This window comes from Brevibacterium sp. HMSC22B09 (assembly GCF_001806795.1).
Lineage (GTDB): Bacteria > Actinomycetota > Actinomycetes > Actinomycetales > Brevibacteriaceae > Brevibacterium > Brevibacterium ravenspurgense.
This window is the reverse complement of sequence record NZ_KV785992.1, coordinates 13,200-35,987: the sequence shown is the minus strand read 5'-3', so window position 1 is coordinate 35,987 and position 22,788 is coordinate 13,200. Positions and strand designations below refer to the sequence as shown.

Sequence of the window (22,788 nt, the reverse complement as noted above, 5' to 3'; positions counted from 1 at the left end):
GGTGATGTGAGTACGTCACCGGGCCGGCGCCTCGTGGTTTTAAGGAGGGTCAGTAGGCTGCGTCGAAAAACGCCCGTTCCACGGCGACACACTCACAGAAGAGGTTCGTCAGACGGTCCTGTTCAGTCTTGTCCGCCGGCCAGACCTCCTCCAGTTCGTCCAGCAGGAACTGCGCCCAGGCGCGAAAGTCCTCGCCTCGGTGCAGGTCAATCCAGTCCAGGTGGAGCCATGAGTCCGGTTCGCCCAGATCAGTGCGCTCGCCCCAGTCCAGGTAGAGCCATTCGGCGACGAGCAGAACGGTGAGCATCTGCGCGTAGTTCTGCGACTGCGCGGCGTCGTGCATGAGGCGGTTGAAGTCCCGCGTCGGCTGCTTCCATGCGTCCTGGCGGCGCTGCAGATTCTCTCCGCCTACCGCCTCGAGTGCGCGTGTGAAGTACGTGTCTTCATCAGCTGCGAGCATTCCGAGCTGGGTGGCGTAGCGGATTTTGGATTCGGGCTTCGGCGCTGTGGCAACACAGCCGCCGAGCAGCGCGACGAAATCGGTGAAGAACGTGTAGTCCTGTTCGACGTAGGTGCGCAGGACAGGCTCGTCGACGGTCCCGGCAAACAGTTCGCGGACGAAACGGTGATCAACTGCGGCAGCCCAGTCGGCTTCGGCGGCAGTGCGCAGTGCATCTCCCACGCCGTGCGGTGAAACGGTCAGTGTTGTGGTGTAGCTCATATGTGAATCCTAGCGCTTGTGTCCGTGACGAACACGCGGCCGACCAACGGGTCAAGGGCAGCGGTCCACGCGGCAGATCAGGCCGCGACGAACGTGAGTGCGACAGCAAGGACCGCGGTGAGAATGAGCGTGTTGACGCTCACCGCGACACTCAGGGTTCGGGTCACGGGACGCTGATCGGTGGCGGCATTGGCTCCGGCCATCTGCATGCCCAGCAGAATGCGCGGGGGAGAAGCGATGATTGCCAAAGAACCGGCCACATTGGCCGCAGCGATCGTCACAAGCACATTCGCACCGCTGCCAGAGGCCATCGCCGCGATTGTCTGGGCGAACATCGCGTTCGAACCGGTGGTGCTGCCCACCAGATAGGCCCCAACAGTGTTGAGCGCCGGAGCTGGCCACACCCCGAGAACAGAAGCCGCCTGGCCCAGTGCGGTGCTCATTCCGGTGACAGTCATGATCCAGCCGAGAACCATAAAACCGGCCGTTGAGACTCCCACCGGAACCCAGCGGCGGGCAGCTGCGGGCACCTCGGGAAGCAGAGCGCGGCCCCGCCAGATGAAGAAAACGGTCGCACACGCCGCAGCCAGCCACACGGGCGGCCAAATGAGAACAGCGGTCAGCGTGTTCTCCCACACTCCGTGGGCGGCGTAGGAGACAAGCAAGCCGCCGGTGAGAACCGCGTAGGGCACACCCGCAATTGCCGTGGCCCGCGTTGCCGGAAGCCTGCCGGTGCGAATCCGGAAGAACACAAACAGCGCGAGCAACACCGCAAGACCGCCGAGAACACCGGCAACGGCGGTGCCGATGAGCAGATTGACCGTCAGCACCGAAACCCACAGGAGCGCGGCTGAAGCTAACACGGCGAGCGCGCTGCCAAACCCGGGACGGTGGTCGGAAGACTGGCCGGGCTCACCGCCGGCAAACCGCATTGTCAGCCACACAAGTACCGCAACAAGCAGGAGAGTCGGTCCGTTGAAAAGAGCGGAGAACACACCGACGTCCTGAAAAGTCTGTCCCGAAAGCTGCGCGGCGATTGACGTGCCGGGGCCCAGTGCGCCCCACGCCACCGCATTGAGACCCAGCATGCCCAAGACCACCGCTTTTGCCGGGGCAAAGCCCAAAGCACGCAGAATCGGCACGCCTACTGTCACGCCGACCCCGTAGCCGGTGACTGACTCGGCAAAGGGCACGACACCGAACACAACGGCTGCCGCCCCCAGTGTTGGGGTAGGCACAGACTCAGAAAGGAAGCGGGAAAGCTCCGCCATGGCCCCCGAACGCTCCAGCAGTGCGGCCAACAACATGCCGAACAGCAGAATGAGCAGCACCTGAAGAGTCAGCAGGCCATACTCGCCGGCCTCGCCCAGGTGGTGCCACGACAGCCCGCCCGTGGCCACCCCGATGACGACAGCGACAGCAGCAGAAGCCAGGGCAGCGGTGACAGCGCCTCGTCCCAGCAGAAGAATGCCGACCGCGGTGAGAACGGGAAGGGCCATGAGGAAGAGGGACATAGCGTCACACTAGTCCTCCCGAAGTCTGCTGAACAGAGAAAGCGCACGACTCAGTCATGTTTCGCCCCCTCCGGCACACACCGGAGGTGCCGTGGATTTGCCCCGCCTGGGATAATGTGCCCGTGACTGTGACTGAGAAGACGAAGCTGCGAATCGGCGACATCGAACTGGACTCCCCGGTGGTGCTCGCCCCGATGGCCGGCATCACCAACACCGCGTTCCGCAGGCTGTGCCGCGAATACGGTGCCGGGCTGTACGTGACCGAAATGGTCACCAGCCGCGCCCTCATCGAACGCAACGACAAGAGCATGCGGATCATCCAGCACGAAGATTGGGAAACCCCGCGCTCAGTCCAGCTGTACGGGGTCGATCCCGAAACCATGGGTGCGGCCGTAAGGATGCTCGTCGAAGAAGACAGGGCGGACCACATCGACCTCAACTTCGGCTGCCCCGTCCCGAAGGTCACCCGCAAGGGCGGCGGATCCGCCCTGCCGTGGAAGCTCGACCTGTTCAGCGACATCGTCCACACCACCGTGCGCGAAGCCGACAAGGGCGACATCCCGCTGACCATCAAACTGCGCAAAGGCGTTGACGCCGACCACCTGACATACCTCGACGCGGCGCGCATCGGCATTGACGCGGGCGTGGCAGCCATGACGCTGCACGGACGCACCACCGCCGATCTCTACTCAGGAAAAGCCGACTGGGACGCCATCGCTAGGCTCAAAGACTTCGTCGGCGACCGCGTGCCGGTGCTCGGCAACGGAGACATCTTCGCCGCTGAAGACGCCCAGGCCATGATGGCCACAACCGGCTGCGACGGCGTCGTCATCGGACGCGGCTGCCAGGGACGGCCGTGGCTGTTCGGCGACCTGCAGAACGCCCTGAACGGCTCCGATGAACGTCACCGCCCCACCCTGGGGGAAGTCGCCGACATCGTGTACCGCCACGGCGAATACCTGCGCGACTACTATGACGACGAATTCTTCGGCGTACGCGATCTGCGCAAACACATGGCCTGGTACTTCAAGGGGTACCCGGTTGGCGGAACCCTGCGCACCCGCCTGGCCATGGTGTCCAGCCTCGAAGAGCTGCGCAGCTTCCTTAACGAACTCGACCATTCCGCGCCCTACCCGGGGGCTGCTGCAGAAGGTGTGCGCGGACGCACCGGACGCGCTCGCCGCCCCCACCTGCCCGACGGCTGGCTGGACGACCGGATCTTCGACCACGAAGCCCACGCGGACATTTCCGAAGCTGAACTCGACATTTCCGGAGGCTGATGTGTCACTGACCGGCGGTGTTGCCGAATACGACGACCACTCGCGCGAACGGTGGGTTGTCGAACCCCGAAAGAACCCGCGCCGTTCGGCCTTTCAGCGCGACCGCGGACGGCTCCTGCATTCGTCGGCACTGCGCCGGCTGTCCGCAAAAACCCAGGTCGTCTCACCTGGAACTGATGACTTTGTGCGCAACCGACTGACCCACTCCCTCGAGGTGGGGCAGGTGGGCCGCGAACTGGCCCGGTACCTCGGGTGCGACCCCGACATCGTCGAAACAGCGTCACTGGCCCACGACCTCGGCCACCCGCCGTTTGGGCACAACGGCGAAACGATCCTCGATGACTTCGCAAAGGACATAGGCGGCTTCGAGGGCAACGCGCAGACACTGCGGATCCTCACTCGCCTAGAGCCGAAGGTCTTCACCGACCAGGGCGGACCGGCGGGACTCAACCTGACGCGCGCAACCCTTGACGCCTGCATCAAATACCCGTGGTCGCGGGAGAACGCGCCCACACCGGACAAAGCGGGTGCCCCCGTGCGGAAGTTCGGAGCCTACGAAGATGACAGCACGGTCTTCGAATTCATCCGCGACGGCAGAACGGGAACACAGCGCTGCATTGAGGCCCAACTGATGGATCTCGCCGATGACATCGCGTACTCCGTCCACGACGTCGAAGACGCAGTGAACTCCGGCCACCTGGTGTTCGAAGCCTACGAAAACGATCACGCCATGGCCGGCCTGATCGACATCACGCGGTCCTGGTATCTGCCGGGGGCGCGCGACGAAGACATCATCGATGCGCTCGACCGCCTGCGCTCCACCGCCTACTGGCCTAGGGAGCGCTTTGACGGGTCCCGCCGTGCGCAGGCTGCCATGAAGCACCTGACAAGCCAGCTCATCGGCCGGTTCGTCGGTGCGGCAGAAGCGGCAACCCGCGAAGGCTACGGCTGGGAGCCGCTGGGCCGCTATCAGGGCAACCTCGTCGTGCCGCAGACGACCGAACACGAAATCGCGGTGCTCAAAGGTCTGGCAACCGTCACAGTCATGGTTGCCGAAGAGCGCATGCAGACCCAGCGCATCCAAGGCCGAGTGCTGAGTGCGCTGTGCGAATACTTCAGCGAAAAACCCGAAGCCATGGACACCATGTTCTGGATGGACTACCGGGATTCCGACAGCGATGACGGGAAAGTCCGCGCCGTCATCGACCAAGTGGCTAGCCTGACCGACCACTCAGCGTGGGCGTTCTACCATGCAATGCAGGAGGACACCGGCAGCCTTCTGTAAGCCGCCGTTCAGGTCTGCTGCGCAGGTACGCTGCCCGGTTAGGTGAGCGTGTAGGCGGGCGCCGGGGACAGGATTCTTAAGGGGGAGGACGCAATGGCAGGGCTGATAGTGCGCGAGGACATCGACGAGGTGCGCTCGCGCGTACGGATCGACGATGTTGTCGGTGAGTACGTCACCCTGCGCAGTGCGGGAGTCGATTCGATGAAGGGCCTGTGTCCCTTCCACGACGAAAAGACCCCGTCCTTCCACGTCAGGCCGAGCTCGGGGTACTACCACTGCTTCGGCTGCGGCGAAAGCGGCGACGCCTACACGTTCCTGCAGAAGATGGACGGCTGCACATTCACAGAAGCCGTCGAACGGCTGGCTGAGCGCGCCGGCATGCAGCTGCGCTACGAAAAGGGCAGCGGACCGGACAGACGCGAGGCCGGTCAGCGGGCCCGGCTGTTTGAGGCGCACAAAGAGGCTCAGGACTTCTTCCGGGCGAACATCCGCTCACCCGAAGCTGAAAAAGCCCGCCGCTACATGGCTGAGCGCGGCTTCGACGAAGGCGCACTCACGTCCTTTGGCGTGGGCTATGCGCCGCGCGGTTGGGACAATCTCAGCAAGCACCTGCGCTCACGCGGTTTCCTCGACAAAGAGCTGACCGCGGGAGGGCTGGCCGCGGAAGGCCGCCGAGGCGGAGTCTACGACCGCTTCCGAGGTCGCCTGATCTGGCCGATCCGGGATGTGACGGGACGTGTGATTGGCTTTGGGGCGCGCAAACTGTACGACGATGACGAAGGTCCCAAGTACCTCAACACCCCCGAAACTCCGCTCTACCGCAAAAACCAAGTGCTCTACGGGCTGGACCGGGCGAAAAGGGCGATCGCCAAGGACGGCCGGGCGGTCGTCGTTGAGGGGTACACGGATGTTATGGCCGCTCACCTGGCCGGCATTGACTGCGCGGTTGCAACCTGCGGTACGGCGTTCGGAGCTGAGCACACCAAGATCATCCGCCGCCTCATGGGGGATGCTGCATCGAAAACGGGTGAGGTCATCTTCACCTTCGACGGCGACGAGGCGGGCCAACAGGCAGCTCTGCGCGCGTTTCGCGAAGACAGCGAATTCACTGCAGACACTTTTGTTGCGGTCGAGCGCTCCGGACTCGATCCTGCGGACATCCGTCTACAGAAGGGCGACGGCGCGCTGCGCGACCTCATTGAGTCCCGCCGACCGCTTTTTGAATTCGCACTTTCGAAGGCAATCGCCGACTACGACCTCGACACTGTTGAGGGGCGCGTGAAAGCTCTGCGCGAAGCCGCACCGATTGTCGCTGCTATTCGCGACCGTGGTATGCGGCCGGGCTATGAGCGCTGGCTCTCGGGCCGGCTGGGTATGACCTTCGACGAAATCCGCGACGCCGTGCAGCGTGCCGCCGCGGCGAACCGACCTTCCGCCCAGCCGGGACGCGATCAGCAGAACCGCGGCTGGCAGCAGCAGGCGCCTCGCGGGGGAGGCCAGCAGGCGGGCAGCTACTCCAGTCAGCAGCGCGGCTACGCGGAGGATCCAGGCGCCCGGATTGCCAGTGATGTCGAGTCCTATCAGCGGGAAATCGGCGGGACCGAACAGGACTCGACCGGTTTCCGCATTGAGCGCGGCGCACTGCAGGTGGCGCTGCAGAAACCGGACTTCATCAACGTCAGGCTGTTTGACCGGCTCAAGCCCGAAGCGTTCAACGATCCGGGCAGCCGCGCCGTCTTCCAGGCCATGCAGGCCGCCGGCGGTATGGCCTGGGCAGTGCAGAATCCGCAGAACTGGCCCGAGCGCGTGATCGAAAACGCTGATGAACGGGCAAAGCAGATCGTGGCGGAACTCGTGGTGCGAGCTCTTCCGGCACAGAAGGAAGACGAGGTGGAGCGCTACTGCCGCTCGATTGTTGCGCGGCTTTTCGACAAGGACATTGTGCGCATTGCCGGGCTTCTGCACTCGCAGCTGCTGCGCACCGATCCGAGCGATGTCGAAACCTCGGCCAAGCTGCTGGAACAGCTGCAGGTGCTCGAACGTCAGCGGGCAAGGCTGCGCCAGCACATGTGATGTACAGCCTCAGCTGATGAGGCCCAACTCCCGGGCTCTTTTCGCGGCAGCAGTCCGGTTGTCGACGTCGAGCTTGTCGAAAATGCGGCTTACGTGGGTTTTTACGGTTGCCAGTGAAATGAACAGCTCACCGGCGATATCGCTGTTGGTGCGCCCGGCTGCCAGCAGGCGGACGATCTCGGTTTCGCGTTCGGACAGTTCACTGTGGGACATGCGGGTGCGCTGCATGAGCGCTGTTGCCGCGGCATCGGACATGACCGGCTGCCCCGCGGCGGCCCGCCGGATGCCATCCAGAAGGGTCTGTGCGGGGGAGTCCTTGAGCAGATAGCCCGCCGCACCCGCATCAACCGCCCGGTACACCAGCGACTGGGTGTCGAAAGTCGTGAGAATGAGCACGGGAGGGCCGGCGGGCAGGGCTTTTATGAGCTCGATGCCGTCACCGTCAGGCATCTGCAGATCAGAGACGACCAGGTCCACATCGACAGTGCGCAGGCGGGCCAGAGCATCTGTGCCGGATTCGGCGACGTCGACAACGTCAATGTCGTCAGCGCTGGAAATGACGGCAGCCAGCCCGGCGCGCACAACAGGGTGGTCATCAACCAGAAGAACGCGAATCACGATGTTCCCTCCTGCCGGACGGTCTGGGCATTCCGGGGAGCCGAGGTGGCTGCCGGGCGGGCGAGAGAATCTCCTGTGATCGGGACGAAGACGCTCACTTCGGTGCCCTCACCGGGCGATGAGCGAACAGTCATGGAACCGCCGAGTTCGTCTGTGCGCTCATTGAGCGAATTCAGTCCGTAGCCGTAGTGGCTGCCGGCGAATCCCTTGCCGTTGTCAACGACATCGAGGCTGACAGCCGATCCCCAGTAGTGCAGGCTCACGGATACGTAGTCGGCTTCGGAGTGCAGAAGAGCATTCGACAGAAGTGACTGCCCGGCACGCGAAAAGAAATACTCAAGCGATGGAGCCAGGCCGATTTTTGCGCCCTCGGAGGAAAACTCGGCGCGCAGGGGAGTGCCGATGGCCGCAGCGGCGGCCTCGACGGTGGAGCAGGCTTCCGCGAGTTCTGCTTCGGCGGAGCCCCCGCCCAGTTCTTCACCCGCGAGGAAACCGCGGACTGTTGTGAGGCTGTGCGAGGCTGTGTTTTCGATTGTCGACAGGTCGCCCTGCAGTTCCTGCACGTCGTTGCGGTTCTGCCCGGCGCGGGAGATGAGCACAATCGACAGTAGGCTCTGAGCAATTGTGTCGTGGAACTCTGCGGCAACTTTCTGCCGCTCAGCCAGGCGGCCCTCCTGCTGCTGAGACAGGGCGAGCTTCGCCTGCGCGGCGCGCAGCTCATCAAATGCCGCCCGCGTGCGCACGGCTTCGTCGACAAGCTTTGCGTACACCGCCGAAATGGTGACGGCGACGATCGCGCCGACGAGCGGTCCGATGATGACTCCGGGGGCGAATGCGGAGTGCAGAACGCTGCTGCCGGCGATGACGACGAGCATCCCCACAATGGCTGCTGCCGCGCCGATTGGAGGCCACGCGTAGAGGACGAGGAAGAACAGCGGAAAGGACACCCATACAAAGCTTTCGCCCGACATCGCCAGCCCGGCCCACAGGACGAGGATGGAAGCCAGCCACCAGGTGGTCAAAGACCGCGGGTCAAAGGATGACTGCCCTTTGGCGAAGCGGATTTCGCTGAGAGTCCCCACAAAGTACAGGCAGGCGGTGAACGCTGCTGTCAGAAGAATGCAGATGATCGGCGCAAGCTGGGTCTGTTCGATGAACGTCCGCAGGATGCCGACGCCCAGCAGCGCCGCGAAGCTCAAATGCAGGATGATGCGCAGCATCGAAAGAATGTGGGGAATGGAGGACTCTTGAGCCATGTCCCCAAGAATACGGGAGTGCTATGTGAGCATCCTGGTGCCCAAGGAGAGGTGCTGAGCGCATCCCCATCAACTCGCCTCGTGAGCAATATCCAAAAAGTTGCAGTTGATGTAACTTTGCAGTGAGTGCATAATTGTCTGTGTGACTGAACAGGATTCGCTGCGCGTACGCAAACAGAACGCCACCCGATCAGCGCTGCATGCAGCGGCAGTCGAACTCGTCTACGCGGGGTCCTTGGAAACGGTGACGACCGCGCAGATCGCCGAAGCCGCAGGCGTGTCACCGCGCACGTTCTTCAACTACTACGACACAAAAGAAGACGCCATCATCGGGCTGAGCGATCAGACCCTCAACCCGCAGCGGCTGGCTGAATACGTCGCAGACTGTCCACTGGCGGGCAGCCCGCTGGAAGACGTATCAGCGGTCATGCGGTCGGTATACAGCCGCATTGGCGGTGATGACGTCGACAAAGACAAGCGCAAGGCGATTCTGCGCCGCTACCCGATGTTGGTGCGGCGCAACGTCGAGATTGCCCGCGGCATCGAAAAGCACTTGGCAGAACAGATCGCGGATCGCGTTGAAAGCCTCGGCGTGCAGCTGCCCGACGGTGATCGCACGGTTGTAGGCCGCATGATCATCCGCGTGTGCTCTGTACCCCTGGCTCTGGCCTACCAGCTCAGCGGAGAAGGCCAGGAGGAATTCGACCGGACTTTCGCCGACACGGTGGACCTGTGCAGACAGCTTTTGGAAAGGATGAAATGACAGACGACATGACCGTCGCCGGTGCCGACGCGAACCCCGCTGAGCCCATGTCGCGGGGCGCTGTTCTGTGGGTGTTCGTCGGACTGCTCGTGTCGATGTTCATGTTCTCGCTGAACCAGACGGTGCTGGCGACAGCGCTGCCGACAATTGTCGGTGAACTCGACGGCTGGGACAGCATGCTGTGGGTCTCAACCGCCTTCATGCTCGCATCGACCGCAACGATGCCCGCCTACGGGAAGATCGGCGACCTCTTCGGCCGCAAACCCCTGTTCCTCGTGGCCATTTCGATCTTCATACTGGGCTCCGTCATCGCTCTGTTCGCAGATTCAATGGCAATGCTCATCACCGGACGCGTTTTTCAGGGCCTTGGCGGGGGAGGGCTCATGACGCTCTCCCAGGCGATTATCGCAACCATCGTGCCTGCGCGCAGCCGCGGCAAGTACATGGGCATCATGGGTTCGGCCTTTGCTGTGTCCTCGGTTGCCGGGCCGTTGCTGGGTGGCTGGATCACGGAAGGGCCGGGCTGGCGGTGGGCTTTTGCCATCAACCTGCCGCTGGGAGCGCTCGCGATTCTGACGGCCGCTTTCCTGCTCAAGCTGCCGCACCAGAAAGCAGACGAACGTCCCCGCATCGATGGGGCCGGCATGATGCTCATTGCCGTGTTCACCACCTGCCTCGTGCTGATGTCGGCGTGGGGCGGCCACCAGTACGAGTGGACCGATCCGGTCATCATCGGCCTGGGAGCCGCATCGCTGGTTTCAGCGGTGACCTTCGTATTCGTCGAACTCAAGGTGACCGAACCGATTGTGCCCATGTCGCTGTTTGCGGACCGCAACTTCACGCTGAGCACAATCGCCGGTGTATTCATCGGCGTGGCAATGTTCGGCGTTCTGTCGTACATGCCGACCTACCTGCAGATGGTGCACGGTGTCGAGGCCGCCCGCGCAGGGCTCATGATGACGCCGATGATGGGTTGCATGCTCATTGTGTCCACCGGAATCGGCTTCGTCGTGTCCCGCTGGGGGCGCTACAAGATCTACCCGATCATCGGGACTGTCATCATCGGGCTGGCGCTTTTCTTCATGTCGCGCATGCATCCTGACGACTCCGCCGTCATTCCGATTGCGCTGCTGGCACTGCTGGGCCTGGGCATTGGCCTGTCGATGCAGCTGCTGGTGCTGATCGTGCAGAATTCCTTCCCCGTGAGCATGGTCGGCACTGCAACAGCGTCGAATAACTTTTTCCGTCAGATCGGCGCGACACTGGGCATGTCGGTCATCGGATCAGTCTTCACCGCCAGGCTCATGACGAACCTCGCCGATTCCCTTCCCGCCAAGGCTAAGGGTGCGGCAGACGCTTCGGCTCAGCTGACTCCAGCGAAAGCGGCTGAACTTCCCGCACCCATCCACGATGCGGTCATTGCGTCCTACAACGATGCTTTAGTGCCGATCTTCCTGTGGGTTGTTCCGCTGCTGGCCATCGCCGCGGCCATCCTGCTGTTCATCAAGGAGATTCCGCTGGCCACAACGGTGGGCAAACAGGGAAGTACACGCACAACCCTCGAAGACAGCTCCGAGGTGAGCTCCGCCTCGTCAGCGGGAGCGCGCTGACCGAAGATCAGCGCGCACCCAGCCGAAAGATCAGACCCAGCCGAGGGAGCGCTCGACTGCCTGAGACCAGCGGGTCATCCGGGCCTGTGCCCAGTCCCGATCGCGTTCCGGTTCGAATGTCCGGTCAGCTGACCACAGCTGAGTGAGTTCGGCAAGATCCGAGTAGAGACCACAGCCGAGTCCCGCTGCGAACGCAGCTCCCAAGGCGGTCGATTCCGAGGTGGAGGACCGGATGACGGGGGTGCCCAGGAGGTCCGCTTGGAACTGCATGAGCAGATTGTTCAGGCTCATACCGCCATCAGCCCGGATTTCGCTGATGTCATAGCCGGAATCAGCGCGCATGGCATCGAGAACTTCCGCTGTCTGGTAGGCGGTTGACTCCAAAGCGGCGCGGGCAATGTGGCCGCGGCCGGCAAAGCGGGTCAGCCCCACAAGAACACCGCGTGCATCCGGCCGCCAGTGGGGAGCCAGGAGACCGGAGAAAGCCGGCACCAGGTAGACGTCGCCGTTGTCGCTGACAGAGCGGGCCAACGGCTCGATTTCATCTGAGGAGCGCACCAGGCCCAAATTGTCACGCAGCCACTGAATGAGCGAACCCGCCACCGCAATGGAGCCTTCCAGCGCGTAGGTCAGCTCACTGCCTTCGCGTCCGTAGGCGACTGTGGATACGAGTCCGCTGTCCGAGCTCGGGATGTCGGTACCGGTGTTGGTCAGCAGAAAACCACCGGTGCCGTAGGTGTTCTTGGTGTCGCCGGGCTGATAGCAGCACTGGCCGAAAGCGGCGGCCTGCTGGTCGCCCAGAACACCGGTGATCGGCGTGCCGCGCAGCAGCTGGCCCTCAGAGACCTCGCCGAAGAAGCCGACCGACGGTTTGATCTCCGGAAGCATAGCCCGGGGAATTCCCGTGAGCTCAAGCATCCTGTCTGACCACTGGCCTGTGCGCAGATCCATGAGCATGGTGCGCGAAGCATTTGTGACGTCCGTTGCGTGCACCCCGCCGGTCAGATTCCAGATGAGCCACGAATCAATCGTGCCGAAGGCCAGTTCCCCAGCTTCGGCACGGCCCCGCAGGCCGTCGTGCTCGCGCAGCATCCACATGAGCTTGACGGCCGAAAAATACGTGTTGACGGGCAGGCCCGTGATGGCGCGGATTTCATCGGTGTGTTCAATGAGTTCTTCGGCGATGTCGGTGCCGCGGCCGTCCTGCCAGACAATCGCGGGGCCAACGGGAACACCCGTCTGCCGGTCCCACACGACCGTGGTTTCACGCTGATTGGTGATGCCCACAGCGCGGATATCGTCTTTTGTCAGACGCGCACGGCCCAAAGCTGCGCCGATCACCTGACTGGAGGTCAGCCAGATCTCCTGGGCGTCGTGTTCAACCCAGCCGGGCTGCGGGAAGCTTTGCGTGAATTCGGTGGACGCAGAAGCGACCGTGCGGCCATCTTCAGCGAAGATGACCGCACGGGTGCTCGTCGTCCCCTCATCGAGGGCGAGCAGGTACATGATCAGTCGTTGCCGGGCAGCGAGGGTGCCTGAACTCCGGCCATGACGGCGAGGCAGCGAACAACCTGCCACGAATAGCCGTACTCGTTGTCGTACCAGATGTAGACGACGGCGCGGTCGCCGTCGACGATCGTGGCCAGGCCGTCGACGATGCCGGCGCGGTGCGAGCCGACGAAGTCAGTCGAGACGACCTCGGGGCTTGCGATGTAGTCGATCTGGTTGCGCAGCGGCGAATCCAGTGAAACATCGCGCAGGTGGGTGTTGAGTTCGTCCTTGGTGGTGGCCTTGTCCAGGTTGAGGTTGAGGATGGCCATCGAAACGTCCGGGGTGGGAACGCGGATGGCGTTGCCGGACAGCTTGCCCTCGAGTTCCGGCAGGGCCTTGGACACGGCCTTTGCGGCACCGGTTTCGGTCAGAACCATGTTCAGACCGGCTGCGCGGCCGCGACGTGCTCCCTTGTGGAAGTTGTCGATGAGGTTCTGGTCGTTGGTGAACGCGTGCACGGTTTCGACGTGGCCGTTGCGGATGCCGAAGCGGTCGTTGATGACCTTGAGCGTGGGCGTGATGGCGTTCGTGGTGCACGATGCTGCCGACAGGATGGTGTCGCCCTCTTCGATGTCTGCGGTGTTGACACCGTAGACGATGTTCTTGATGTCGCCCTTGCCGGGAGCAGTGAGGATGACCTTGCTGACACCCTTCGACTTCAGGTGCTGGCCCAGGCCGGCCTCGTCGCGCCACACGCCGGTGTTGTCGACGACGATGGCATCGTTGATGCCGTATTCCGTGTAGTCGACGCTGGCGGGGTCAGACGAGTAGATGACGTTGATGAGAACGCCGTTTGCCTGGATGGTGCTGTTCTCTTCGTCGACGACGATGTTGCCGTCGAACTTGCCGTGAATCGAGTCGCGGCGCAGCAGCGAGGCGCGCTTGATGATGTCGTCATCGGATCCCTTGCGGACCACGATGGCGCGCAGGTTCAGGCCGTTGCCGCCGGCCTGCTGGACGAGGATGCGGGCCAGCAGACGGCCGATGCGGCCGAAGCCGTAGAGCACGACATCACGCGGTGCGGGTGACTTGCCTGCCTTGCCGACGGCGTCGGCGAGTTCGCTGCGGAGGTATTCTTCGAGGTCGCCACCCTGGAAGCCTGCGGTCAGGCGGCCCAGGTCGATGGTGCTTTCACCCAGTTCGAGGGTTTCGAGGACGCCGGCGATTTCAGCTGCGGTGCTGAGGTCGAGTTCGACTCCGTTGTTGTGGTGGCGCGCGTAGCGGGCGGCTTTGATGATGCCGTTGACCGACTTGTTCTGCAGTGTGCGACCGAAGATGGTCAGCTGTACGCGGTTGTTCCGGTAGAGGCGGCCGACAGCGGGAAGAAGCTGCTCAGCTGCTTCTGCTTTTGCGTTCCATTCGCTCAGGCGCTTCTCGGTAAGCTCACTCACCCTGGGGGTTCCTTCCTTTGGCTGATGATCGCCCCCATTCTACTGGGGATGCGGTCCTATCGCCCAGCGGCTCGCAGGGCGGATGTCGCGTCCGGGGCGGAATTGTGAAACCGTCGGTTCGTCCTCAAGCCAGAAGCGCCACGGGAACACCTCCGGGTCGCCTCCTTCGCCGCCGACTCCCACGCGGGGGCCGTGTCTTACGAGGTGCCGGTCGGGTTGGTCGATTCCCATGTGCAGGTGCCACGGGCCGGGGCTGAGCAGGTCCGCTCCGTCGTCGCTGCGGTCTGCTCCGAGTGCCTGTGCGAGGTTGCCGGGGCCGGAGGCCAGGAGCCGGTGGGCGACGGGTGTGGTTCTGCGCGCCATGCGGCGCTGCCCGGCGAGGTCTGTGCCTTCGAGGATTTCGCCGGAGCGGATGAGCACCCCTGTGCCGCATCCCGCACGGTCGGCCACGATGTTGATCGAGAAGTGCATTCCGTAGATGAAATAGCAGTACAGGTGCCCACCGGAGCGGAACATGGTCGCATTGCGCTGTGTTCTGCCGCGAAAAGCGTGAGAACCGGGGTCGGCGCTGCCGACGTAGGCTTCGACCTCGGTGATGCGCAGTGCAACGGTTCCGTCGGTACTCGTGTTGATGAGAACTCGGCCAAGAAGATCCGGGGCGAGGGAAAGGGCAGGACGGAGGAAGAAGCCTTCCTCCGCCCTGGATCCGTATGTGTTGATCAGTGCTTCTCTTCGTAGCGTTTGAGTCCCAGAATGGTTGCTGCGACGATGCCGGTTCCGACGACCAGAGCACCCAGGTGGGCGGCTGCCGACGGCGGTTCGACGTTTTCACGTTCAGCAACTGCCTGCGGGTCTTCGCTGACGCGGCCGAAGACGGGAGCTTCAGCGGTGGTTCCCATCCAGGCTGCGACCACCAGGATGATGCGGGCAAACAGGTTCATCGACAGCATGATTGCGATGACCGGTCCGAACAGTGCCGCGGTGGGCGAACCGGAGAACATCGAGATGAGCACGGTAGCCAGGTTCAGCAGAAGCGTCAGGGCGATTGCACCGAACAGGGAGCCGAGCATGAGCGTGTTCTTCGGCAGAGGCTTAGCCGGGATCGACCAGAAGATGAACATGAACAGCACCCAGCCCAGTGCCAGGGTCAACACGATCGTGACGATGTTGAGCACCGGTGCCGCCCAGCCGGGAAGCTGGAACAGCTCAGCGATGAACGACTGCAGGCCGGTGCCGATCACGGTGCCGGCGATCGTCAGTCCCGTGAGGATGAGAATCCCGATGAGCGTTCCGATGTTCGTGATGACGCGAACGGGGAACGACTGCTTGGGAATCTCGTCCATGTCGGCAGCCAGCTGCGAGCGGATCGCGTCTTTGAGGTTGCCGATGAATCCCTGGGCGGTGTACAGCGCCGAGAGGATACCGACGATGCCGACGGCCTTCCAGTTGGAGATGAAGTTCGTCAGCATCGCGGCCATTTCATCACTGGAGCCCAGCGAGCTTTCGATGTAGTCGTTGACGGTGTCGACCAGTTCTGGACGGACAACATCGAGGAAGAACCCGAGTGCGGAGAAGGCGAACATGAGGATCGGGATCATGGCGAGCACGAGGAAGTACGTGATCGCAGCGCCGAACTGGTTGCCCAAACGGGCTCCGAAACGGCTCATCGCCCGAATGAGGTGGGCGATGGCCGGACGGGCCGTCAGCGGGACCGAATATTCGTCTTCGCTTTTCTTGTCCGTCAGAAGCTGAGTCATAGGTTCCTAATCAGATTTCGAGGGTGTCGAACCGCACGCCGGGAGTTTCACCCGAATCGTAGATGTCGAAGCGGGACCCGAGGATGAGTGGGTCGGGTGCGGTTGCGATCTCTTCGTCCTTGCCAGGGTAGTCAAACTGGTTGAGAACGTGGCGAATAGCCTCGAGGCGGGCGCGCTTCTTGTCGTTGGACTTCACAACCGTCCACGGTGCTGCGGCGGTGTCGGTGTAGAAGAACATGGCCTCCTTGGCCTCGGTGTAGGAGTCCCACTTGTCGAGGCTGGCGAGGTCAGTCGGGGAGAGCTTCCACTGGCGAACCGGGTCGTTGCTGCGCGATGCGAAGCGGTGCAGCTGTTCTTCACGGCCGACGGAGAACCAGAACTTGACCAGGTGGATTCCGGAGTTGACGAGCATGTTCTCAAACTGCGGGGCCGAGCGGGTGAACTCGAGGTACTCTTCCGGCGTGCAGTAGCCCATGACGCGCTCAACGCCGGCACGGTTGTACCAGGAGCGGTCGAACAGCACCATTTCGCCGGCTGCCGGCAGGTGGTAGACGTAGCGCTGGAAGTACCACTGGGTCTGTTCGCGCTCAGTCGGCTTTTCCAAGGCGACGACGCGGGCACCGCGCGGGTTGAGGTGCTCCATGAACCGCTTGATGGTTCCGCCCTTGCCGGCTGCGTCGCGGCCTTCGAAGATGATGACGAGCTTCTGGCCGCTTTCCTTGATCCAGGTCTGCAGCTTCAGCAGTTCGATCTGCAGTGCGCGCTTGGTCCGCTCGTATTCCTTGCGGCCGAGCTTTTCGTCGTACGGGTAGTTGATCTTCCACGCGTCCGACTTCGGCCCCTTGCGCTTTTCCAGGCTGTTGCGCAGCGAGCGAATCGAGTCGATTTCGTTGGCGAAGTCCGGCACACCCTGGGGTGTGAGTTCGAACTTGGCATCAGCGTCAGACTTTGCGGCCTGTGCCGTTTCGGTCGACTGCGACTTGTCAGCCGCAGGGGCCGAGGTGTCGGGCTTGTCAGCGGCTGCTGCGGGCTTCTTGGCGGCCGGCTTCGCGGTGGCGCCTTCCGGTTTCTGCACGGGAGTGGCGGAGGGCTTGCGCGGGTCTTTGTTCTGAGCGTTCATAGTTCCATCTTAAGAGAATTCACAGGGTTCATGGAGCGTCTGTTCATGGATCAGAAGCGTGCGTCTTGCCGCGTGATCTCAGATGATCATTCGGCTGGTTTGTGCTGTGCGTAGATGTCGTCGATGGCCTCAGCGAAGTCGCGCGTGACCAGGTGGCGCTTGACCGACTGCTTGGCCGACAGGTAGCCGTTCTCGACAGTCAGTTCGACCGGCAGAATACGGAAGGAGCGAATCGACTCCGCGCGGGACACCGTCTTATTTGCCCGGTCGATAACCTTTTGAACAGCGTGCTGCACCCGTTCGTGCTTGGCTGCTTCCTCAAGGCTCATTTCCGGCAGGCCCTTGCTTTCGAGCCAACCGGGAAGCATTTCCGAATCGAGGAAGATGAGCGCGGAAACGAACTTCTGTCCCTCGCCGATGACGACCGGCTGGCCGACCACAGGGTGGCGCCTGATGATGTCTTCCAAGGGCGCCGGTGCGACGTTCTTGCCGCCGGCGGTGACGATGAGCTCCTTTTTGCGGCCGGTGATGGTGATGAATCCGTCTTCGTCAATCGATCCCATGTCCCCGGTGCGGAACCAGCCGTCGACGAAGCTGTTCTTGGTGGCTTCGTCGTTGTGCAGGTAGTCCTTGAACACGCACACGCCCTTGGCGAGCATTTCACCGTCGGGTGCCAGCGCGACAGAACAGCCCGGCAGGGGAGTGCCGACCGTGCCGATACGGCTGCGCCCCGGGGTGTTGACGCTGATGGGCGCCGTGGTCTCCGTCAGACCGTAGCCTTCTAGGACATCGATGCCGACGCCGGCGAAGAAGTGACCCAGGCGAGAGCCCAGCGGGCCCCCGCCAGACACGGCGTGTGCCGCCTGGCCGCCGAGGATGTTGCGCAGCTTGCTGTAGACAAGCTTGTCGAACACTGCGTGCTGCAGTTTCAGGCCCAGTGGCACCTTGCCTTTGGACTTGGCCTCCGAGAAGGCGACGGCGACGTTTTCGGCAGCGCTGAAGATCTTTCCCTTGCCGGAGGACTCAGCGTTCTGCAGGGCGGCGTTGAACACCTTTTCGAAGACGCGGGGCACGCCCAGGATGAAGGTGGGGCGGAACAGGCCGAGCGATTCGGTGAGTTTGGTCAGATCGGCTTCGTGAGCCAGTACGACGCCCTGGATGATGCACGCCGTCTGGATGAAGCGGGCGAAAACGTGTGCTGTGGGCAAGAACAGCAGGCAGCGGGCTCCGGTGTAGAAGACTTCCGGAACGTGGGCGCGGGCCGCCTGCACCGTCTGTACGAAGTTGGCGTGGGTGAGTTCGCAGCCGCGCGATTTGCCGGTGGTGCCGGAGGTGTAGATGATCGTGGCGACATCAGCCTGCTGGACTGCGGAGCGGTGCTGTGTGAGTTCGTCGTCGCTGACCGAACGGCCTTCGGCGACGAGCTCGGGGCAGCCGTTGTCCCAGACGACGACCTCGATGTCACCGGCTGCGGCTTCGCGCAGGCGCTGGGCGTATTCCTCGTCTTGTGCAGCGGCGATCGTGACGCCGGCGTCTTCGAGGATCCATGCGACCTGGTCACGGCTTGACGTGTCGTAGAAAGGGACCGAAATGCCGCCGGCGAAGCTGATGGCGAAGTCCATGACGGTCCAGTCGTAGCTGGTGGGCCCGAAGATGCCCACGCGCACGCCGGGGCCGACTCCGCGCTTCATGAGTCCTTTTGCGCGCGCCAGGATGTCGGACAGGAATTCGCGGGCGCTCACTTCTTCTTCGCGGCCGCTCTCAAGACGGCTGAGCAGATGCGCGTGGGGGTCGATTTCCACTCGTGCGATCAGGGCGTCGGGGATGGTCGACACGGTGTCAAGCTCGAACTCGAGCGGCGTCGACGACATCGGCATCATCAGCGTCATGCAATCTCCTTCGAATTGTTACTGCCATCGTATTGGTGATCTCGCGCCTGTGCACCTTTCGGACACGCTGAGCGTTCGCTTGCGCCTGTGCATAGAATTGGCCGCGACCCACCCTGTTCACCTGGAAGGACCCCGATGACGTCTACGTCGCCCAAGCCCGCCTCTTTTCGATACGACGCGGCTCTTGCCGAAAAGATCGAACAGAAGTGGCAGCGTCGGTGGCAGGAGCAGCAGACCTTCGCCGCTCCGAACCCCACGGGTGATCTCGCCGAGCCGATCAACGGGTTTTCGGCGAAAGACCGCGAACCGGTCTACATCATGGACATGTTCCCGTACCCGTCGGGCGCTGGCCTTCACGTGGGACACCCGCTGGGCTACGTGTCGACTGACACCTACGGCCGGTTCCTGCGCATGCGCGGCAAGAACGTCATGCACGCCCTGGGCTATGACGCCTTCGGCCTGCCGGCCGAACAGTACGCACTGCAGACAGGTCAGCACCCGCGTGTGACGACGGACGCTGCCATCGCCAACATGCAGAAGCAGCTGTTCCGCATGGGCCTGGCACACGACCCTCGCCGTTCTTTTGCCACGACGGACCCGGAGTTCGTCAAGTGGACGCAGTGGATCTTCCTGCAGATCTTCAATTCCTGGTACGACCCTGAAGCTGAGGGCGGACGAGGTGCCGCCCGCCCGATCTCGGAACTGGTCGCTCAGTTCGAGCAGGGGCGCGACACCGGCCGCGGACCGTGGGCCGAGCTCAGTGCCGCCGAGCGTGAAGGCGTGCTGCAGGAATACCGCCTGGCCTATGTTTCGGAATCCCCGGTCAACTGGTGCCCGGGCCTGGGAACAGTGCTCGCGAACGAAGAGGTCACGGCCGAAGGCCTTTCGGAGCGCGGAAACTTCCCGGTGTATACCCGCAGCCTGCGGCAGTGGAACATGCGCATCACCGCCTATGCCGACCGTCTGGCTGATGACCTTGACAAGGTCGACTGGCCGGATGCGATCAAGGCCATGCAGCGCAACTGGATCGGCCGTTCGACGGGTGCTTTCCTGCGCTACGAACCGCAGACAGAGGGCCTGGAGCGCATTGAGGTCTACACGACCCGCGCCGACACGGTGTTCGGCGGAACGTTCCTCGTTCTGTCACCGGAGCACCCGCTCGTCGAGTCCTACACTGCCGAGCAGTGGCCCGCTGACACTCCCGACAGCTGGAAGGGCGGTAAGGACACTCCCGCTGCGGCGGTAGAGGAGTACCAGCGCTGGGCAGCCGGGCGCACCCCCGTGGAGCGACAGCAGGACAAGAACAAGACCGGTGTCTTCACCGGCACCTATTCAACGAACCCGGCAACGGGCAAGCGCATTCCCGTCTTCATTGCTGACTATGTGCTCATGGGCTACGGCACGGGCGCCGTTATGGGTGTTCCCGCTGAAGACCCCCGTGACTGGGATTTCGCGAAGGTGTTCGACCTGCCCTATATCCGCACCGTCCAGCCGGATGCCGACCACGACGAAGACTCGGCCTATCAGGGTGAAGGGGAGAAGATCAACTCCGCCAACGCCGACATCGATGTCAACGGCATGGAAGTCGAAGCTGCCAAGACCGCTGTCGCCGAATGGCTGGCCGGCCAGGGCCTGGCTGAAGAGACCACGCAGTACCGTCTGCGCGACTGGCTGTTCTCCCGTCAGCGCTACTGGGGTGAGCCTTTCCCCATCGTGTACGACGAAGACGGCGTCCCACACGCACTTCCGGAAGACCAGCTGCCGGTCGACCTGCCGGAAATGGACGACTTCTCGCCGCGCACCTTCGATGCGGACGACGCTGCTTCGGAACCGGAACCGCCGCTTGGACGCAAGGAAGAGTGGGTCAACGTTACCCTCGACCTGGGTAATGGGCCCAAGCAGTACCGCCGGGAAACCAACACGATGCCCAACTGGGCCGGATCGTCTTGGTACCAGCTGCGCTACGCGGACCCGAAGAACGACAGTGTTCTGGTCGACCCGCAGAACGAGGCGTACTGGCTTGGCCCGACAGCGGAGCGGCCTGCCGGCGGTGCGGGTCTTTACGTCGGCGGTGTTGAACACGCAGTTCTGCACCTGCTGTACGCCCGCTTCTGGCACAAGGTGCTGTTCGACCTTGGCCACATTTCCTCGTCTGAGCCGTTCCATCGTCTGGTGAACCAGGGCTACATTCAGGCTTATGCCTACACGGATTCCCGCGGGGTCTACGTGCCGGCCGCGGAAGTCGAAGAGCGTACGGATGAGGCCGGTGAAACCACCTACTGGTTCGACGGCGAAGAGGTGAACCGCGAATACGGCAAGATGGGCAAATCGCTCAAGAACGTCGTCACTCCGGATGAAATGTATGCCGCTTTCGGTGCCGACACCTTCCGTGTCTACGAAATGTCGATGGGCCCGCTCGTCATGTCGCGACCGTGGGAGACCCGCGCGGTTGTCGGCTCGCAGCGCTTCCTGCAGCGCCTGTGGCGTCTGGTTGTGGATGAGGACTCCGGTGAGCTGCTGGTCACCGATGACGCCCCGGACGAAGAGACCCTGCGCGCCATGCACACGGCGATCGCCGGTGTCACGGAAGACATGGAGAACATGCACTTCAACACCGCGGTGGCGAAGCTCATTGTTCTCACCAACCACCTGACCAAGGCGGGGAAGGCGCCTCGGGAGGCTGTTGAGGCCCTCGTGCAGATGACCGGCCCGCTGGCACCGCACATTGCGGAAGAGCTGTGGGAGCGCCTCGGTCACGAAGAAACCCTTGCCTACCGCGCCTTCCCGGAAGCTGACGAACGCTATCTGAAGGCCGAAACCGTGACTGCAGTCGTGCAGGTCAAGGGCAAAGTCCGCGACCGGCTCGAAGTTCCTGCAGACATCACGGAAGAAGAGCTTGAGAAGCTCGCCATCGAATCGCCGGGGGCCCAGCGGGCACTGGCCGGTACAGGTCTGCGCCGCGTGATCGTTAAGGCCCCCAAGCTCGTCAACCTGGTGCCGGACGCCTAAAGCTTCCGACGCCCTTTTGTGACGCAGGCCGTCTGCTGTTGTGAAACTCACACCTGCAGACGGTCTGTTTGTGCGCTGTTTAATTGGTGTGAATTCTTCTTCGGGCTACCGTGGAGTTCATGACTAGGCTTGCTGATGAGATCCGGGCTTCCCTGGTAGTAAGGCCGACCATTGAACCGCGCGACGAAATCGCTGTGCGCGTGCAGTTCCTTGTCGACTACTGCCTGACAACGGGGGCCCGCGGTTTTGTGCTGGGCATTTCCGGCGGCCAGGATTCCACGCTTGCCGGCCGTATGTGCCAGATGGCAGCGGAGAAGCTGCGCTCGCTGGGCGAAGACGTCACCTTCACCGCTGTGCGGCTGCCCTACCGCGTCCAGTCAGACCACGAAGACGTGCAGCTGGCCATGGAGTTCATCCAGCCTGACAAAGACGTTGACTTCAACATCGGCAACTCCGTTGATGCTCTCGCAGACGAATTCACTGAAACTCTCGGCGAACCGATGAGCGATTTCAACCGCGGCAACGTGAAAGCCCGCATCCGCATGACCGCCCAGTACGCAATCGCCGGTGCTGCTGGCCAGCTGGTTGTCGGCTCCGACCACGCGGCAGAAGCAGTCACGGGCTTCTACACGAAGTTCGGTGACGGAGGAGCGGACGTCATGCCCCTGTACGGGCTGACCAAACGCCAGGGCCGTGCCCTTTTGGAAGAAATGGAAGCTCCCGCCCGCCTGTACGAGAAGACGCCGACAGCTGACCTGCTGGACGACGCGCCCGGACAGTCCGACGAAGACGCGCTCGGTGTGAGCTACGAGGAGATCGACACCTACCTCGAAGGCGGCGAAGTCCCCGACGACGTCGCGATGAAAATCGAACAGCTCTTTATGCGCAGCAGGCACAAGCGCACCGTGCCGGTAACACCGCAGACCGACTGGTGGATTCGCTGCTGAGTTC

General features: G+C 62.9%; 17 protein-coding genes. 7 read left to right on the top strand and 10 right to left on the bottom strand.

Features of this window, described 5'->3' with window-relative positions; translation table 11 throughout:
* Positions 1 to 49: 49 nt before the first annotated feature.
* Together HMPREF3087_RS00145 and HMPREF3087_RS00140 are read right to left on the bottom strand one after the other, a co-directional pair.
* On the bottom strand, positions 50 to 721 hold the full coding sequence (locus tag HMPREF3087_RS00145) for a TenA family protein (RefSeq protein WP_070427627.1): 672 nt from the start codon (positions 719 to 721) through the stop codon (positions 50 to 52).
* A gap of 77 nt (positions 722 to 798) precedes the next feature.
* Complete coding sequence (locus tag HMPREF3087_RS00140) at positions 799 to 2,235, bottom strand: L-lactate permease (protein ID WP_070427626.1); 1,437 nt, start codon at positions 2,233 to 2,235, stop codon at positions 799 to 801.
* 56 nt (positions 2,236 to 2,291) lie between these two features.
* Between HMPREF3087_RS00140 and dusB the strand changes: the two genes are divergently transcribed.
* From dusB to dnaG, 3 genes are all read left to right on the top strand, one after another.
* Positions 2,292 to 3,515, top strand: coding sequence for a tRNA dihydrouridine synthase DusB (gene dusB, locus HMPREF3087_RS00135; RefSeq protein ID WP_370919308.1), 1,224 nt, complete (start codon positions 2,292 to 2,294; stop codon positions 3,513 to 3,515).
* Between the two features lies 1 nt (position 3,516).
* Positions 3,517 to 4,800, top strand: coding sequence for a deoxyguanosinetriphosphate triphosphohydrolase (locus tag HMPREF3087_RS00130; RefSeq protein WP_019175207.1), 1,284 nt, complete (start codon positions 3,517 to 3,519; stop codon positions 4,798 to 4,800).
* Positions 4,801 to 4,893: 93 nt separating this feature from the next.
* Entirely contained in the window at positions 4,894 to 6,873 is a 1,980-nt protein-coding gene (gene dnaG, locus HMPREF3087_RS00125; RefSeq protein WP_070427624.1) for a DNA primase, read from the top strand.
* 9 nt (positions 6,874 to 6,882) lie between these two features.
* Here dnaG and HMPREF3087_RS00120 read toward each other — a convergent pair whose 3' ends face one another.
* Together HMPREF3087_RS00120 and HMPREF3087_RS00115 are read right to left on the bottom strand one after the other, a co-directional pair.
* Positions 6,883 to 7,491, bottom strand: coding sequence for a response regulator transcription factor (locus HMPREF3087_RS00120; protein WP_070427623.1), 609 nt, complete (start codon positions 7,489 to 7,491; stop codon positions 6,883 to 6,885).
* Positions 7,488 to 8,747, bottom strand: coding sequence for a sensor histidine kinase (locus tag HMPREF3087_RS00115; RefSeq protein WP_070427622.1), 1,260 nt, complete (start codon positions 8,745 to 8,747; stop codon positions 7,488 to 7,490). Before HMPREF3087_RS00115 ends, HMPREF3087_RS00120 begins: the two co-directional genes overlap by 4 nt.
* 142 nt (positions 8,748 to 8,889) lie before the next feature.
* On the opposite strand from HMPREF3087_RS00115, the gene HMPREF3087_RS00110 reads away from it, so the two are divergent.
* Both HMPREF3087_RS00110 and HMPREF3087_RS00105 read left to right on the top strand, forming a co-directional pair.
* Positions 8,890 to 9,510 (top strand): TetR/AcrR family transcriptional regulator, encoded by a 621-nt coding sequence (locus tag HMPREF3087_RS00110; protein ID WP_070427621.1) that lies wholly within the window; start codon positions 8,890 to 8,892, stop codon positions 9,508 to 9,510.
* Positions 9,507 to 11,120: an MDR family MFS transporter gene (locus HMPREF3087_RS00105; RefSeq protein WP_070427620.1), complete on the top strand. Its 1,614-nt coding sequence runs from the start codon at positions 9,507 to 9,509 to the stop codon at positions 11,118 to 11,120. The genes HMPREF3087_RS00110 and HMPREF3087_RS00105 overlap by 4 nt, the downstream gene beginning before the upstream one ends.
* Before the next feature lie 30 nt (positions 11,121 to 11,150).
* Here HMPREF3087_RS00105 and glpK read toward each other — a convergent pair whose 3' ends face one another.
* From glpK to HMPREF3087_RS00075, 6 genes are all read right to left on the bottom strand, one after another.
* The gene (gene glpK / locus HMPREF3087_RS00100; protein ID WP_070427619.1) at positions 11,151 to 12,626 is read right to left on the bottom strand and encodes a glycerol kinase GlpK; all 1,476 of its coding nucleotides are present in this window, start codon (positions 12,624 to 12,626) and stop codon (positions 11,151 to 11,153) included.
* A 2-nt stretch (positions 12,627 to 12,628) separates the two neighbouring features.
* On the bottom strand, positions 12,629 to 14,062 hold the full coding sequence (locus HMPREF3087_RS00095; RefSeq protein WP_070427618.1) for a glyceraldehyde-3-phosphate dehydrogenase: 1,434 nt from the start codon (positions 14,060 to 14,062) through the stop codon (positions 12,629 to 12,631).
* A gap of 39 nt (positions 14,063 to 14,101) precedes the next feature.
* Entirely contained in the window at positions 14,102 to 14,782 is a 681-nt protein-coding gene (locus tag HMPREF3087_RS00090) for a DNA-3-methyladenine glycosylase (RefSeq protein ID WP_070427617.1), read from the bottom strand.
* A complete protein-coding gene (locus HMPREF3087_RS00085) occupies positions 14,782 to 15,819 on the bottom strand; it encodes a YhjD/YihY/BrkB family envelope integrity protein (protein WP_062020970.1) in 1,038 nt (345 codons plus the stop codon). Before HMPREF3087_RS00085 ends, HMPREF3087_RS00090 begins: the two co-directional genes overlap by 1 nt.
* 10 nt (positions 15,820 to 15,829) lie before the next feature.
* Entirely contained in the window at positions 15,830 to 16,939 is a 1,110-nt protein-coding gene (ppk2, locus tag HMPREF3087_RS00080; protein ID WP_218078840.1) for a polyphosphate kinase 2, read from the bottom strand.
* A gap of 86 nt (positions 16,940 to 17,025) precedes the next feature.
* Complete coding sequence (locus tag HMPREF3087_RS00075) at positions 17,026 to 18,828, bottom strand: AMP-dependent synthetase/ligase (RefSeq protein ID WP_062020972.1); 1,803 nt, start codon at positions 18,826 to 18,828, stop codon at positions 17,026 to 17,028.
* A 135-nt stretch (positions 18,829 to 18,963) separates the two neighbouring features.
* Here HMPREF3087_RS00075 and leuS point away from each other — a divergent pair, with 135 nt between their 5' ends.
* Positions 18,964 to 21,837, top strand: coding sequence for a leucine--tRNA ligase (gene leuS, locus HMPREF3087_RS00070; RefSeq protein WP_070427616.1), 2,874 nt, complete (start codon positions 18,964 to 18,966; stop codon positions 21,835 to 21,837).
* A gap of 119 nt (positions 21,838 to 21,956) precedes the next feature.
* Entirely contained in the window at positions 21,957 to 22,784 is an 828-nt protein-coding gene (nadE, locus tag HMPREF3087_RS00065) for an ammonia-dependent NAD(+) synthetase (protein WP_070423556.1), read from the top strand.
* Positions 22,785 to 22,788 lie beyond the last annotated feature (4 nt).

Bases quoted from the DNA above. Each gene is read 5' to 3' on its own strand.
- HMPREF3087_RS00145 (WP_070427627.1), bottom strand. From the start codon at position 721: ATGAGCTACACCACAACACTGACCGTTTCACCGCACGGCGTGGGAGAT.
- HMPREF3087_RS00140 (WP_070427626.1), bottom strand. From the start codon at position 2,235: ATGTCCCTCTTCCTCATGGCCCTTCCCGTTCTCACCGCGGTCGGCATT.
- dusB (WP_370919308.1), top strand. From the start codon at position 2,292: ATGTTTCGCCCCCTCCGGCACACACCGGAGGTGCCGTGGATTTGCCCC.
- dnaG (WP_070427624.1), top strand. From the start codon at position 4,894: ATGGCAGGGCTGATAGTGCGCGAGGACATCGACGAGGTGCGCTCGCGC.
- HMPREF3087_RS00115 (WP_070427622.1), bottom strand. From the start codon at position 8,747: ATGGCTCAAGAGTCCTCCATTCCCCACATTCTTTCGATGCTGCGCATC.
- HMPREF3087_RS00105 (WP_070427620.1), top strand. From the start codon at position 9,507: ATGACAGACGACATGACCGTCGCCGGTGCCGACGCGAACCCCGCTGAG.
- glpK (WP_070427619.1), bottom strand. From the start codon at position 12,626: ATGTACCTGCTCGCCCTCGATGAGGGGACGACGAGCACCCGTGCGGTC.
- HMPREF3087_RS00085 (WP_062020970.1), bottom strand. From the start codon at position 15,819: ATGACTCAGCTTCTGACGGACAAGAAAAGCGAAGACGAATATTCGGTC.
- ppk2 (WP_218078840.1), bottom strand. From the start codon at position 16,939: ATGAACGCTCAGAACAAAGACCCGCGCAAGCCCTCCGCCACTCCCGTG.
- HMPREF3087_RS00075 (WP_062020972.1), bottom strand. From the start codon at position 18,828: ATGACGCTGATGATGCCGATGTCGTCGACGCCGCTCGAGTTCGAGCTT.
- leuS (WP_070427616.1), top strand. From the start codon at position 18,964: ATGACGTCTACGTCGCCCAAGCCCGCCTCTTTTCGATACGACGCGGCT.
- nadE (WP_070423556.1), top strand. From the start codon at position 21,957: ATGACTAGGCTTGCTGATGAGATCCGGGCTTCCCTGGTAGTAAGGCCG.